The organism is Pseudomonas sp. Sample_24 (genome assembly GCF_004307605.1).
Classification (GTDB): Bacteria; Pseudomonadota; Gammaproteobacteria; order Pseudomonadales; family Pseudomonadaceae; genus Aquipseudomonas.
In genome coordinates this window covers 1-12578 of sequence record NZ_RCNW01000107.1, presented here as the reverse complement: position 1 = coordinate 12578, position 12578 = coordinate 1, and the positions used below count along the sequence as shown (strand labels likewise).

12 protein-coding genes and 1 riboswitch are annotated in these 12578 nt (G+C 59.2%); of the genes, 6 read left to right on the top strand and 6 right to left on the bottom strand.

All coding sequences use genetic code 11. The annotated features are described in order from the left end of the window. Positions 1-20 precede the first annotated feature (20 nt). Complete coding sequence (locus D8V06_RS05215; protein WP_056853935.1) at positions 21-1190, top strand: MFS transporter; 1170 nt, start codon at positions 21-23, stop codon at positions 1188-1190. On the opposite strand, the gene D8V06_RS05210 is transcribed toward D8V06_RS05215, so the two are convergent. Next, entirely contained in the window at positions 1191-2078 is an 888-nt protein-coding gene (locus D8V06_RS05210) for a formate/nitrite transporter family protein (protein ID WP_056853936.1), read from the bottom strand. 73 nt (positions 2079-2151) lie between these two features. Further along, positions 2152-2556: a hotdog domain-containing protein gene (locus D8V06_RS05205; protein ID WP_056853937.1), complete on the bottom strand. Its 405-nt coding sequence runs from the start codon at positions 2554-2556 to the stop codon at positions 2152-2154. A gap of 198 nt (positions 2557-2754) precedes the next feature. After that, a riboswitch (S-adenosyl-L-homocysteine riboswitch) is annotated at positions 2755-2853 on the top strand. Between the two features lie 23 nt (positions 2854-2876). On the opposite strand from D8V06_RS05205, the gene ahcY reads away from it, so the two are divergent. The 5 genes from ahcY (at position 2877) to D8V06_RS05180 (ending at position 9487) form a co-directional block, all read left to right on the top strand. Next, entirely contained in the window at positions 2877-4286 is a 1410-nt protein-coding gene (gene ahcY, locus D8V06_RS05200) for an adenosylhomocysteinase (RefSeq protein ID WP_056853938.1), read from the top strand. Positions 4287-4482: 196 nt separating this feature from the next. Then, the gene (gene metF, locus D8V06_RS05195) at positions 4483-5328 is read left to right on the top strand and encodes a methylenetetrahydrofolate reductase [NAD(P)H] (protein WP_056853939.1); all 846 of its coding nucleotides are present in this window, start codon (positions 4483-4485) and stop codon (positions 5326-5328) included. A gap of 76 nt (positions 5329-5404) precedes the next feature. Next, complete coding sequence (locus tag D8V06_RS05190; RefSeq protein WP_130906023.1) at positions 5405-6487, top strand: hypothetical protein; 1083 nt, start codon at positions 5405-5407, stop codon at positions 6485-6487. Positions 6488-6573: 86 nt separating this feature from the next. Next, positions 6574-7389 (top strand): transporter substrate-binding domain-containing protein, encoded by an 816-nt coding sequence (locus D8V06_RS05185; protein WP_056853941.1) that lies wholly within the window; start codon positions 6574-6576, stop codon positions 7387-7389. Between the two features lie 223 nt (positions 7390-7612). After that, complete coding sequence (locus tag D8V06_RS05180; RefSeq protein WP_130906024.1) at positions 7613-9487, top strand: DEAD/DEAH box helicase; 1875 nt, start codon at positions 7613-7615, stop codon at positions 9485-9487. Between the two features lie 120 nt (positions 9488-9607). On the opposite strand, the gene D8V06_RS05175 is transcribed toward D8V06_RS05180, so the two are convergent. The 4 genes from D8V06_RS05175 to D8V06_RS05160 form a co-directional block, all read right to left on the bottom strand. Next, the gene (locus tag D8V06_RS05175) at positions 9608-10207 is read right to left on the bottom strand and encodes a YceI family protein (RefSeq protein ID WP_130906075.1); all 600 of its coding nucleotides are present in this window, start codon (positions 10205-10207) and stop codon (positions 9608-9610) included. A gap of 243 nt (positions 10208-10450) precedes the next feature. Next, positions 10451-11038: a YceI family protein gene (locus tag D8V06_RS05170; protein WP_056853944.1), complete on the bottom strand. Its 588-nt coding sequence runs from the start codon at positions 11036-11038 to the stop codon at positions 10451-10453. Positions 11039-11070: 32 nt separating this feature from the next. After that, the gene (locus tag D8V06_RS05165) at positions 11071-11622 is read right to left on the bottom strand and encodes a cytochrome b (RefSeq protein WP_056853945.1); all 552 of its coding nucleotides are present in this window, start codon (positions 11620-11622) and stop codon (positions 11071-11073) included. Between the two features lie 263 nt (positions 11623-11885). Continuing rightward, the coding region (locus tag D8V06_RS05160) for an FAD-dependent oxidoreductase (RefSeq protein ID WP_177434377.1) at positions 11886-12578 on the bottom strand (693 nt) is incomplete at its 5' end.

Sequence of the window (12578 nt, the reverse complement as noted above, 5' to 3'; positions counted from 1 at the left end):
TACCGACAGAGACCTTGCGCATGCCACTCGCTTTGCTTGCCCTCGCTGTTGCCGCATTCGGCATCGGCACCACCGAATTCGTCATCATGGGCCTGCTGCCCGATGTCGCCCGCGACCTTGCCGTGAGCATTCCCCACGCCGGATTGCTGATCACCGGTTATGCCTTGGGCGTGGTGTTCGGTGCGCCAATCCTCGCAATCGGCACCGCCAACATGCCCCGCAAGGCCACGCTGCTGGGCATGACACTGATGTTCATCCTCGGCAACATGCTGTGCGCCCTGGCACCGAATTACGCCACGCTGATGGCCGCTCGGGTGGTAACGGCGCTGTGCCACGGAGCGTTCTTCGGCATCGGCTCGGTTGTAGCCGCCGGACTGGTCGCACCGAACAAGCGCGCCCAGGCGATTGCCATGATGTTCACCGGCCTGACCCTGGCCAACGTGCTGGGCGTGCCGTTAGGCACCGCACTCGGACAATATGCCGGATGGCGCTCGACGTTCTGGGCGGTGTCGGTCATCGGTGTCATTGCCGCCCTTGCCCAATGGTTGTGGCTGCCGAAAAACATCGCAATGGACAAAGCCAACCTTGCCAGTGAGTTCAAGGTGCTGGGCAAGCCCAACGTGCTGTTGGCCCTGGGCATGAGCGTCTTGGCCTCGACCAGCCTGTTCAGCGTGTTCACCTACATCGCGCCGATCCTGCAAGACATCACTGGCGTCAGCCCCCATGGCGTGACGATCATGTTGCTGCTGTTCGGTGTGGGTCTGACTGTGGGCAGCATGCTCGGCGGACGCTTGGCCGACAGTCGCTTGCTGCCTTCGCTGGTCGGCATGGCATTGGCTGTGGTGCTGGTACTGGCCGCCTTCAGCCAGACCAGCCATTCGGTCGTCCCGGCAGCGATCACGCTGGTGCTGTGGGGAATCTTTGCCTTTGCCCTGTGCCCGATCCTGCAACTGCTGATCATCGATCAAGCCCATGAAGCGCCCAACCTTGGCTCGACGCTAAACCAAAGTGCGTTCAATCTCGGCAATGCGGCGGGTGCCTGGATTGGCGGACTGGTCGTCGCCAGCGGAGCCGATCTGGCAGACCTGCCCTGGACCGGCGCACTGGTGAGCGGCTTGACCGTGCTGACCGCGCTGTTTTTCATCTACCTGCAACGACGCCATACCGCCACAGTCAACGTTCCCGGCTGATCACTTCTTGACGTCCTGCGGATCCGAGGTCTGTTTTCGATCCGCAGGCTCCTTGGGCGCTCCGCTTTCACTGCGAATTTGCGCATGGCTGATCAAGGCGAAGATAAAACTGCCACCGACGATGTTCCCCGCCAGTGTCGGTCCGGCAAACACCAGCCAGAAATCACTCCACGGCAATTCGCCGGCAAATACCAGGTAAGAAACCTCCAGCGAACCCACCACGATGTGAGTGAAATCTCCCAAGGCCATGAGATAGGTGATGAGGATGATGATCCACATCTTGGCGCTCTCCATGGACGGAATCATCCAGACCATGGTGGCGATCATCCATCCGGAAACAATGCCTTTGGCGAACATCTTGCTGGGGTCGTTTTCCATGATCTTGCGGCCGATGTCGAGGAAGGCCACATCGGTTTTGCTGTCGAAGATCGGCAGTTCCAGCATGACGTACGCCACCAGCAAGGTGCCGCAGAGATTGCCCACCAGCACCACCCCCCATAACCGCAGCAATCGACCGAAGTTGCCCAGCGTGGGCTTGCTCATGATCGGTAGCACGGCGGTCAGGGTGTTTTCGGTGAACAGTTGCTGACGGGCGAGAATGACCGCCAGGAACCCGGCACAGTAGCCGAAACTGGCGATCACCTTGAACCCTTCGCCATCTGGCAGGCGTGAATTGAGCAAGCCCATGGCCATGAGCGACAGGCCCATGGTCAGGCCTGCGGCCAGCGCCGACCACCATAGCGCGGCCACGCTGCGCTCGAGTTCCTGATCGCCCTGGGTGCGGATGATTTCGTGAAGAACCGCCGCACGTGGCGGCTGGTTTTTTTCGACCTCGTGCTGCTCTTTTGGCGAGAGGTCGGGGGTCTTGCCGTCTTTTTTAGTGTCCATGGGGCTCCTGAACCGCAGGGGTGCGATGTTGTTACGACCCGCGTGGTTCAGGTTCCGTTCTGCTGGCCCGCCGTTATTCGACGCTGGCGTCATCCTTGAACTGATCCTTGACGTACTTGATCTCGGTCCGGCCATGGGGCGCGGGCAAGCCGTCCTCACCCAGGTTGACGAAGACCATCTTCTCGACCGTCAGAATGCTTTTGCGGGTGATCTTGTTGCGCACTTCGCAGGTCAGGGTGATCGAGGTGCGGCCGAATTCGGTCGCCGTGATGCCCAGCTCGATAATGTCGCCCTGGCGCGAGGCACTGACGAAGTTGATTTCTGAAATATATTTGGTGACCACGCGCTGGTTGCCCAACTGGACGATGGCGTAAATGGCCGCCTCTTCGTCGATCCAGCGCAGAAGACTGCCCCCGAACAACGTGCCGTTGGGGTTGAGGTCTTCGGGTTTAACCCATTTGCGTGTGTGGAAATTCATATTCACTCCCGAGCGTCTTGCCGAATGATGCCCATCATCATGGCAGAGCCCGACCTGGAGCTCTATCAGGCATCGCCTATGGCTTCGATTACCGTTCGGACATTGACCAACAGAAACGCTTTGGAAGATCAGCATAGCCCGCTATAATCGCCCCCGTTTCAAAACGGTAATCTTCACTTGCTACCGTTTTCCCGCCACCTGTCCGAGGGGCGCTGCAGCAGGTTCGACCTGTCAGGCTCGGATGGGGCGTTGACCGGCCTGCGCCGGACACTAAACGCACAACGGCGCCCATTCGCATACATTACGAATGGAGGCTCTTCATGAGCGCTGTTATCACGCCTGCAGATTTTAACGATTACAAAGTCGCCGACATGTCCCTGGCTGCCTGGGGCCGTCGTGAAACCATCATCGCCGAATCGGAAATGCCGGCACTGATGGGTCTGCGCAACAAGTATTCTGCCGAGCAACCGCTCAAGGGCGCGAAGATCCTCGGCTGCATCCACATGACCATCCAGACTGCCGTGCTGATCGAAACCCTGGTTGCCCTGGGTGCCGAAGTACGCTGGTCGTCCTGCAACATTTTCTCCACCCAGGACCAGGCTGCCGCCGCCATCGCCGCTGCCGGCATCCCGGTCTTCGCCTGGAAGGGTGAAACTGAAGAAGAGTACGAGTGGTGCCTGGAGCAAACCATCCTCAAAGATGGCGCGCCATGGGATGCCAACATGATCCTCGACGACGGCGGCGACCTGACCGAACTGCTGCACAAGAAATACCCGCAGGTGCTGGATCGCGTCCACGGCGTGACCGAAGAAACCACCACCGGCGTGCACCGTCTGCTGGACATGCTGGCCAAGGGCGAGCTGAAGATCCCGGCCATCAACGTCAACGACTCGGTCACCAAGAGCAAGAACGACAACAAGTACGGCTGCCGTCACAGCCTGAACGATGCGATCAAGCGTGGCACCGACCACCTGCTGTCCGGCAAGCAAGCGCTGGTCATCGGCTACGGTGACGTGGGCAAAGGCTCCGCTCAGTCCCTGCGCCAGGAAGGCATGATCGTCAAGGTCTCCGAAGTCGACCCGATCTGCGCCATGCAAGCCTGCATGGACGGTTTCGAGGTGGTATCGCCGTTCATCGACGGTATCAACAACGGCACCGAAGCCAGCATCGACAAAGCGCTGTTGGGCAAGATCGACCTGATCGTGACCACCACCGGCAACGTCAATGTTTGCGATTCGAACATGCTCAAAGCCCTGAAGAAGCGCGCTGTCGTCTGCAACATCGGCCACTTCGACAATGAAATCGACACCGCTTTCATGCGCAAGAACTGGGCATGGGAAGAAGTGAAGCCACAGGTTCACAAAATTCACCGTACCGGCGCCGGCGATTTCGACCCGCAGAACGATGACTACCTGATCCTGCTGGCTGAAGGCCGTCTGGTTAACCTGGGCAACGCTACCGGTCACCCAAGCCGCATCATGGACGGTTCGTTCGCCAACCAGGTTCTGGCGCAGATCTTCCTGTTCGGCCAGAAGTACGCCGACCTGTCGCCAGCCCAGAAAGCCGAGCGCCTGACCGTTGAAGTACTGCCGAAGAAACTCGACGAAGAAGTGGCCCTGGAAATGGTCCGTGGCTTCGGCGGCGTCGTGACTCAACTGACCAAGACCCAGGCCGACTACATCGGCGTGACCGTTGAAGGTCCGTTCAAGCCGCACGCTTACCGCTACTGATTGGTTCCTGCTGTCCGCTTCCTCAAGGGGAGCGGACTCATGCAGGAAACACGCGCGCTCTGTAGGAGCGAAGCTTGCTCGCGAACGCTTCACCCCGGGGTTTCTGAAACGCCGCGGCGCCTGCTTCGCGAGCAAGCTTCGCTCCTACAGAGAACGTAGCGTCCTGCAAGGCTTATACGCTTCCAAGGATATGACCATGTCCCAAGACCGTCGCTACAGCTTCGAATTCTTCCCGACGAAGACCGATGCTGGGCATGAAAAGCTGCTCGCCACTGCTCGCCAGCTGGCCACTTACAATCCCGACTTTTTCTCCTGCACCTACGGCGCCGGTGGTTCGACCCGTGATCGCACGCTGAACACCGTTTTGCAGCTGGAAAGCGAAGTCAAGGTACCTGCCGCTCCGCACCTGTCTTGCGTCGGCGACAGCAAGGCCGACCTGCGCGGCCTGCTGAGCCAGTACAAGGCGGCCGGCATCAAGCGTATCGTTGCCCTGCGCGGTGACCTGCCTTCCGGCATGGGTATGGCCAGCGGCGAAATGCGTCACGCCAACGACCTGGTTGATTTCATTCGTGAAGAGACCGGCGACCATTTCCACATCGAAGTCGCGGCTTACCCGGAAATGCATCCGCAAGCGCGCAATTTCGAGGACGATATCGCTAACTTCGTGCGCAAGGCCAACGCTGGCGCCAACAGTGCGATCACCCAATACTTCTTCAACGCCGACAGCTACTTCTATTTTGTCGAGCGTGTGCGGGCGTTGGGCGTGAACATCCCGATCGTCCCGGGAATCATGCCGATCACCAACTACAGCAAACTGGCGCGTTTCTCCGATGCCTGCGGGGCGGAAATCCCGCGCTGGATCCGCAAGCAACTGGAAGCCTACGGTGACGACACGCCAAGCATTCAGCGCTTCGGCGAGCAGGTCATTACCGAAATGTGTGAGCGCCTGTTACAAGGTGGCGCACCGGGCCTGCATTTCTATACCCTGAACCAGGCAGAAGCCAGCCTGGCTGTGTGGAACAACCTGAAGCTGCCTCGCTGACAGGTCCCATGCGCGTACACAGGCCCTCTACGGAGGGCCTTCTACTTTCAAAAGAACCACGGAAACCTGCAGTTCAATGATGACCGCGCCCTCGACTTCACGCCCACAACTCGTCTATCTGGTTTTCGGTTCCGAGACTTACCACCAGGAAGCCGTGTTCAGTATCTCCAGTGCCCTGAGCTGGTTGCGTGAAACACCGGAAGTGGCGCTCGACATCCAGGTCTTCAGTGACAACCCGCAACCTTACGAACACCTGCCGGTGCGCGTTCGTCACCTCGACGCAGAGACACGCAAACGCTGGAGCGAGCCACACGGCTATCACTTCCGCGTCAAGCATGTGGTGTTGCGTACGGTGCTCGAAGAGGCCGAAACTGCGCTGCTGATCGACACCGACACGTTCTTCCACTGCTCGCCGCTCAAGTTGTTCGAGCGCGTGCAACCCGGCACCCTGCTATGTAACGACTACTACACGCACTACGGCAACAACAAGGAAAACGTCCTCTACAGCGCTCTGTCATCCAGACTCATGGAGAAAGGCCTGGCCGACGACCAGATGATGCTGCTCAACTCCGGCGTCATTGGCTTGCACCGCCAGGATGCTCAGGTGCTGGATCGCTCGATCGCGCTGATCGACGAACTGTTTCCATTCGCACAAGGCGCATACACCCTCGAGGAATTCTGCCTTTCAGTGGCGGCCTATCGGACACTGGACATCAAAAAGTGTCCCGACCTGATTCATCACTACTGGAGCCGCAAGCAATTGTTCAGGGCCAAGGTTCAGGCCTGGGTTGCCAAACATGCCGCACAGCCAACCAGTCAGGCCGCTCTCGACGATACCCGCCGCGTATCGGCTCAGCTTCCAAGACCTCCACGATCGCAGCGGATGATTTACAAAGTCATCACACTGGCACTGCCCGCACATTTGCGGCAGTTCATTCGTGAAATCCTCTATGGCTGCTATGAACACCCTAATGAATTCGACAAGGCCTGCGGGCCGGTCTGGTGGGAGAAGGCGCTGCAAAACCAACAGGAACGCCTCGGCACTCCGGTTTGTCGACATTTGCTCGAAGATTGGTTCACCAATCGCCTGGTCAAGCTGATTCTTGGGCAGCGGCGCGCTGCAATCCACGAGCATCTGCTCAATTCGCCGAGTAAATAGTGACGTTGCGCCCAATCTATCCAACACGGCGTTAAACATGCACGCCAGAGCTTCTCATTAGGCGGCAGGCGTACTAACCTCAGACCATGCCCGCCATTGCCCAGTTGCTCACCGTTGTGCTTTTCACTTGCCTGAGCTTCGCCGCCCGGGGCGAGAAACTGCGCATTGTCACCGAACCATGGGCGCCTTACGTCTACGAAGAAAATGGCGAGGCCCTTGGGCTGGACTACGAAACCACCGCCATTGTCTTCAAGCGTCTGGGCATCGAAGTGGAATGGCAATTCCTGCCATGGAAGCGCTGCCTGTCGATGCTCGAGACGGGCCAGGCAGATGGTGCGCTGGATATTTTCCACAGCGATGAACGCGATGCTACCTTGCTCTATCCCAGCGAACCGCTGTCGCAAGTGCAGTTCGTGATGTTCTACGCCAACGAGCGACCTCACCCCTTCCGCACCCTCGATGAGCTGCGCGGCCTGACCATCGGCACCTCACCAGGTTACCTGTACAGCCCGGATTTCCGCGAGTCGACGCTGTTCACTCGCGAACCGGCCCCCAGTCATGAAGCGAATTTCGGCAAGTTGGTTCGCGGGCGGATCGACCTGTTGATCACCGACCGCCGCGTCGGCCAGCATCTGCTCGACGAACTGAACATCCGCGACAAGATCACCGAAAATCCGACCATTATCAGCCAGCAAAGCCAGTTTCTGGCGGTGCGTCGCAATGCCGGCATGGACCTTTTGGTGCAGCGTTTTGGCGCCGAGCTCAAGCGCTTCAAGCGTGAGCCCGCCTACGCGGAATTGAGCGCCCGGTATGGCGCGGCACCGCCCAGCGCCTTGAATTCCGCACGGGCCACGGCCACCACCGCAAAAACCGTTGAGCAGCAGGAAAGCGGCGCGCAGTGATTGCTCTGTTATACTCCGGCGTTCCCGCCAGGCTCACGCCCGGACGCTCGGAATCGTAAAGGTATCTCGACCCCGCTACGGCGCAGCTTTTCAGCCCGCGCGAGCGCTCCAGACGAACCTTCGTGACCGAAGCAGGACCGGACGGGATTGCGTTCCTCTAAACGCTATTCGCGCCAGGCAAGACTCCCATTGGGCCAAGCCCTAACTTAGAACAGGATTACTCATGTCCTTTGCTTCCCTCGGTCTCTCCGAGGCTTTAGTCCGCGCCATCGAGGCAGCGGGCTATACCGAGCCTACTCCGGTGCAACAGCGGGCCATTCCCGCCGTGTTGCAAGGTCGCGACCTTATGGTTGCGGCACAGACAGGTACCGGTAAAACCGGCGGTTTCGCCCTTCCGATCCTGGAGCGGTTGTTCCCCAACGGTCACCCGGACAAATCCCAGCGTCACGGCCCGCGCCAACCGCGCGTACTGGTCCTGACCCCGACCCGCGAACTCGCGGCGCAAGTGCATGAAAGTTTCAAGGTCTATGCCCGTGACCTGAAATTCGTCAGCGCCTGCATCTTCGGCGGCGTCGGCATGAACCCACAGGTTCAGGCCATGTCCCGCGGCGTCGACGTACTGGTCGCCTGCCCTGGCCGTTTGCTCGACCTGGCCGGCCAAGGCAGCGTCGACCTGTCCCACGTGGAAATCCTCGTGCTGGACGAAGCCGACCGCATGCTCGACATGGGCTTTGTCCATGACGTGAAGAAAGTCCTCGCCCGTCTGCCAGCCAAACGCCAGAACCTGTTGTTCTCGGCGACGTTCTCCAAGGACATCACCGACCTCGCCGGCAAGCTGCTGCACAACCCGGAACGCATCGAAGTCACGCCGCCGAACACCACGGTCGAGCGTATCGAGCAGCGCGTATTCCGTCTGCCGGCCAGCCACAAGCGTTCGTTGCTGGCGCACCTGATCACCGCCGGAGCCTGGGAACAGGTACTGGTCTTCACCCGCACCAAGCACGGCGCCAACCGTCTGGCCGAGTACCTGGACAAACACGGCCTGAGCGCCGTCGCGATCCACGGTAACAAGAGCCAGAACGCCCGCACCAAAGCCTTGGCCGACTTCAAGGCCGGCACCGTGCGCATCCTGGTTGCCACCGACATCGCCGCTCGCGGCCTGGACATCGACCAGTTGCCACACGTGGTCAACTTCGAACTGCCGAACGTCGACGAAGATTACGTGCACCGTATCGGCCGTACCGGCCGTGCCGGTCGTTCGGGCGAGGCGATCTCGCTGGTCGCTCCGGACGAAGAAAAGCTGCTGAAAAGCATCGAACGCATGACCAAGCAGAAAATCGCCGACGGCGACCTGATGGGCTTCGACGCCAGCGCCGTGGAAGCCGAGAAGCCTGAAGCACGCGAGCGTCCGGACATGCGCAACCCGCGCAATCCGCGTGGCCCGCGTGGCGACGGTCCGAACGGCGGTGGTGGCGGTGGCGGTCGTAAAGACAAGGGCAAGGACAAGGGCAAGGAAAAACCGGCGTCAGGTGAACGTGGCGAGCGTCCAGCGCGCCAGCAAAAGCCACGCGAAGGCACCCCGGCTCGCGAGCAGCGTCAGCCAAGCCAGCCGCCACGCCCGGCAGCCGACCGTGCTCCGGATGAGTTTCTGGACGACGATATCGATAACTTCGGTAACCGCGTCGACTACGTGCCTCAGCAAAAACCAGCTCAGGGTCGTGGACGTCGTCCGGGGGCTCCGGCACAAGGCACGGCTGCTGGCTCGGGCGCACCCCGTGGCGGCAAGCCACAAGGTCGCCAGAACGGTCCACGCAACAGCGATGGCGCCAGCACCGGCACACCACCAGCCAAGCGCAATGGTCCACGCAACGGTGCGCCGCGTGACGGCCAGGCCCGTCGCGAAGACTCGCGCAACCGCCGGCCGGCCCGTGACGACCAGCCGCGTTCGGAACCTGCCGTACAGAACCCGCGCGGTCCTGCGCCGAAGATCATGCACAAGGAGTCGAAGGCTGACCGCTTCCCGACACCTGAGCAGCTGGATCAACTGCCAAGCCGTCCTCGCGGTGAAAAGCCGGCGCTGTTGACCCGTAACAGATAAGCAACAAGCTCACCCGGGTTAATGATTGTGGCCGAGGACACTGCGAGAGCAAGCGTTGCTCAAGCAATGTCCAGCTAAAAAAAGAGCCCCGACTTACCAGAGTCGGGGCTCTTTTTTTGCTTACGATTTGTTCCGAATCCCTTCAAAGGTGATGTACAGATCTACGAGGCTCGAACCCGGCGCGAGCTTGCCTGTCTGGCCAAAATCTTCACGCTTGATGGTCGTGCGACCCTCGAAGCCTGCCCGGTACCCACCCCATGGATCAGCGCCCTCGCCTAAAAACACACCTTTGACCACGACCGGCCTGGTGACGCCGCTCAGGGTCAGATCGCCTGTCACGTCAGCCGTTGTCTTGCCCTCGGCGTTCTTTCCGGTTGCCTTGATAGCGGTCGACACAAACTTCGCTGCCGGATACTGACGGGCATTGAGGTATTCCTTGTCGAGCAAATGCTTGTCACGCTCGGCATGATTGCTGAACAGACTGGCCGTACGCACATTCACTTCAAGCTTGCTGTCTTCAATGTTTTGCGCGTCGAAACTGAATGTGCCGTCCAGGTCCCTGAAAGTGCCAGTGATGAAGCTGTACCCCAGATGACTGACCTTGAAATCAATAAAGGCATGCTGCCCTTCCTTGTCGATCACATAGTCAGCGGCCGTCGCTTGCCCCATAAAAGACATGAGGGCACCGACCGCCAACCCACAAATCGATTTTCTCAGCATAGTTGCTTCCTTACCCGACAAAACGAGAGCGAATGCTCCTCGACATGGAGGTAAAGACTGAGAACCACGTATTAAGCAGGAATTAATGCGGTCTGTAGGACGCAGCGTAGGAATAATGCCTATTCCGAGTACGACAGCACGCAAAAGCACACCCCGTCGAGACGGCTCTCACCCTTTTCACGGACAAAAAAAACGCCCCGCCGACCAATGATCTGCGAGGCGTTTTTTTGTCAGGCGAAAAGATTACTTCGCTTTGACGCCTTCAAAGCTCACGTACATATCAACTGCATCGGAGCCTGCCCCCAGGTCTTTCTGCTTGCCGAAATCGGAACGCTTGATGCTGAAAGTACCCTCGAAGCCAGCACGGTAGCCGCCCCATGGATCCTTGCCTTCACCCAGGAAAGTGGCCTTGACCACGATTGGCTTGGTTACGCCGAGGATGGTCAGGTCGCCCGCCACGTCAGCAGTATCCTTGCCTGCGGCGTTTTTGCCGGTCGGTTTGACGCTGGTCGAAACAAACGTGGCTTTGCTGCCGTTCAGGAAATCTTTGCTGGCGATGTGCTTGTCACGCTCAGCGTGGTTGGTGAACACGCTGGCGGTGTTGACGTTGAACTCGATCTTGCTGGCTTCAGGCTTGGCAGCGTCGAAGCTGAACTTGCCGTCGATGTCCTTGAAAGTACCGGTGATGAAGCTGTAGCCCAGGTGGCTGATCTTGAAGTCGACGAAGGCGTGCTGGCCTTCTTTGTCGACCACGTAGTCAGCGGCCATTACGTTACCGGCGGACAACAGGGCCGAACCAATTGCCAGAGCGGCCAGAGTCTTTTTCAACATGCTTTGTTTTCCTTTGGAGTCGAGGTTGAACTTCAGGCTTTGCGACCCAGCATTCGCTTGAGGGTCACATCACGGTCGATAAAGTGGTGCTTCAATGCTGCCAACGCATGGAGGCCGGAAAAAATTACCAGCACCCACGCCAGGTAGAGATGAATCACGCCAGCGGTATCTGCCTGGTCCGGCAGTCCGGATACCAATGCAGGCACTTCAAACAAGCCAAACACCGGGATACCGACACCGTCTGCGGTGGAAATCAGGTAACCGGCAATCATCACAGCGAACAGACTGAGATACAGAAAGCCATGGCCGAACTTGGCGCCGAGACGCGTCATGCGGCTGTAGCTGGACAAGGTTGGCGGTGGCGGACTGATGAAACGCCACAGCACCCGCAACACCATCACACCCAGCAACACCAGGCCGATGCTTTTGTGCAGGTCCGGCGCGTCTTTGCGCCAGGTGCTGTAGTAGTCGAGCCCGACCATCCACAGCCCGAGCGCGAACAGCGCGAAGACCGCCAGCGCCACGCCCCAGTGCATAAAGATGCTGACCCAGCCATAGCGGGAAGAAGAGTTACGTAGCTGCATTGCCTAGATCCTGTAAGTGCTGGCCCAAGACTATCGATTTATCTATCGAATTAAAGCCGAAAATTTCGCTATGAAATATCGAGAAATGCGATCAAGAGCCTGGAGCAGCCAAATTAAGAAAAGATTAAAGTCCAAATTGTTAAAACAAGTGAATACAAACCAGAGAACACCTGTATCAAAAGGTTTATTCAATGGCTAGCTGCGATTTTCTCCGGGCAAAAAAAAGCGCGACCCTCTGGGCCGCGCTTTTTTTCACCTGAAGATTACTGAGTCTTGGCCTCAGTGGTCGCCACAGGTTTGGCCGCTGGCTTCTTCGCCGGTTCGGCCTTTTTCACCGGGGCCTTGGCCGGGGCTTTTTTCGCTTCGGTCTTGGCTGCTGGCTTGGCTGGAGTTTTTGCCGGTGCCTTCTTCGCAGGTTCAGCTTTCACCGGCGCCGCAGGCTTGGGTGCTTCGACCGGCGCCGGAGCAGCGACCGGTGCTGGAGCAGGTGCCGGCGCTGGAGCTACCGCGGGCTCTGGTGCCTTGACCGGTTCCGGTTTTTTCTCGTCATCCGAGCCGCCGAACAGGTTCGTGAAGAAGTTGCCCTTCTTCGCGGCTACCGCGCCGGCACCTGCCGCCGCCGCAACGGCCGGAACAACTTTCGCCGGTTCGAAGGACTTGCCTGCCGCCAGATCTTCGACCTGGCTGGCCGCACGTTGACCGGTGCGCAATGCGCCTTCCAGCGTGCCCGGATACAAGGTGTCAGTGTGTTCGCCAGCGAAGGCTACGCGCTGAATCGGACGCTCCCACAAGCGCCAGAACTTGCTGATCTGGCCCGGGCCGAAGGCCAGGTAGGCGCCACCCATTGAAGGGTCGGTGCTGTAGCGACGGATTTCATAACCGGTGAACGAGCCACGCGCCTGTGGATAAAACGCGTGCAGGCGAATCAGTACCTGATCGACCATCTGCTTGTCGCC

What these genes read in the sequence shown, in the direction of transcription:
- D8V06_RS05215 (WP_056853935.1), top strand. Translation starts at nt 21, where the DNA reads ATGCCACTCGCTTTGCTTGCCCTCGCTGTTGCCGCATTCGGCATCGGC.
- D8V06_RS05210 (WP_056853936.1), bottom strand. Translation starts at nt 2,078, where the DNA reads ATGGACACTAAAAAAGACGGCAAGACCCCCGACCTCTCGCCAAAAGAG.
- D8V06_RS05205 (WP_056853937.1), bottom strand. Translation starts at nt 2,556, where the DNA reads ATGAATTTCCACACACGCAAATGGGTTAAACCCGAAGACCTCAACCCC.
- ahcY (WP_056853938.1), top strand. Translation starts at nt 2,877, where the DNA reads ATGAGCGCTGTTATCACGCCTGCAGATTTTAACGATTACAAAGTCGCC.
- metF (WP_056853939.1), top strand. Translation starts at nt 4,483, where the DNA reads ATGTCCCAAGACCGTCGCTACAGCTTCGAATTCTTCCCGACGAAGACC.
- D8V06_RS05190 (WP_130906023.1), top strand. Translation starts at nt 5,405, where the DNA reads ATGATGACCGCGCCCTCGACTTCACGCCCACAACTCGTCTATCTGGTT.
- D8V06_RS05185 (WP_056853941.1), top strand. Translation starts at nt 6,574, where the DNA reads ATGCCCGCCATTGCCCAGTTGCTCACCGTTGTGCTTTTCACTTGCCTG.
- D8V06_RS05180 (WP_130906024.1), top strand. Translation starts at nt 7,613, where the DNA reads ATGTCCTTTGCTTCCCTCGGTCTCTCCGAGGCTTTAGTCCGCGCCATC.
- D8V06_RS05175 (WP_130906075.1), bottom strand. Translation starts at nt 10,207, where the DNA reads ATGCTGAGAAAATCGATTTGTGGGTTGGCGGTCGGTGCCCTCATGTCT.
- D8V06_RS05170 (WP_056853944.1), bottom strand. Translation starts at nt 11,038, where the DNA reads ATGTTGAAAAAGACTCTGGCCGCTCTGGCAATTGGTTCGGCCCTGTTG.
- D8V06_RS05165 (WP_056853945.1), bottom strand. Translation starts at nt 11,622, where the DNA reads ATGCAGCTACGTAACTCTTCTTCCCGCTATGGCTGGGTCAGCATCTTT.